Origin of the sequence: Pseudomonas sp. P1.8, from assembly GCF_001269805.1 — a bacterium.
Classification (GTDB): domain Bacteria; phylum Pseudomonadota; class Gammaproteobacteria; order Pseudomonadales; family Pseudomonadaceae; genus Aquipseudomonas.
In genome coordinates this window covers 1-869 of the sequence record NZ_LHVM01000040.1, presented here as the reverse complement: position 1 = coordinate 869, position 869 = coordinate 1, and the positions used below count along the sequence as shown (strand labels likewise).

At 48.7% G+C, this 869-nt stretch carries 2 tRNA genes and 2 rRNA genes; all 4 read right to left on the bottom strand.

Annotation, left to right across the window (positions count from 1 at the left end):
- Positions 1-124 (bottom strand): 23S ribosomal RNA (locus AD668_RS28325); the annotation flags it as partial.
- A gap of 234 nt (positions 125-358) precedes the next feature.
- Positions 359-434, bottom strand: a tRNA-Ala gene (locus AD668_RS28320).
- A 10-nt stretch (positions 435-444) separates the two neighbouring features.
- A tRNA-Ile gene (locus tag AD668_RS28315) sits at positions 445-521 on the bottom strand.
- 122 nt (positions 522-643) lie between these two features.
- Positions 644-869, bottom strand: a 16S ribosomal RNA gene (locus tag AD668_RS28310); the annotation flags it as partial.

Here is an 869-nt window from a genome sequence, read left to right as displayed (position 1 = left end):
CCCCATTCAGACATCTCCGGATCAAAGTCTGTTTGCCGACTCCCCGAAGCTTTTCGCAGGCTACCACGTCTTTCATCGCCTCTGACTGCCAAGGCATCCACCGTATGCGCTTCTTCACTTGACCATATAACCCCAAGCAATCTGGTTATACTGTGAAGACGACATTCGCCGAAAATTCGAATTTCTCAACTAAGAGAACTCACAAATTTTACCTTAGCCTGATCCGTTACCAGTGAAAGTAACGTTCAGTCTATCTTTCTATCACATACCCAAATTTTTAAAGAACGATCTAATCAAAAGACTAGAAATCAATATTCACATCGGAATATTCATTTCTAAACTTTCAGAAGCAGTTATATGGTGGAGCCAAACGGGATCGAACCGTTGACCTCCTGCGTGCAAGGCAGGCGCTCTCCCAGCTGAGCTATGGCCCCATAACAAAATTGGTGGGTCTGGGCAGATTCGAACTGCCGACCTCACCCTTATCAGGGGTGCGCTCTAACCAACTGAGCTACAGACCCAATTTCGAGCGCGCAACTGTTAGCTTGGAGCTATCAGCTTGGAGCTTAAAGCTGCTTCTATCGTCTTCTTCAATGAATCAAGCAATTCGTGTGGGAACTTATGGAGCAGCTGAGTCGTCGATTAAGGAGGTGATCCAGCCGCAGGTTCCCCTACGGCTACCTTGTTACGACTTCACCCCAGTCATGAATCACACCGTGGTAACCGTCCTCCCGAAGGTTAGACTAGCTACTTCTGGTGCAACCCACTCCCATGGTGTGACGGGCGGTGTGTACAAGGCCCGGGAACGTATTCACCGCGACATTCTGATTCGCGATTACTAGCGATTCCGACTTCACGCAGTCGAGTTG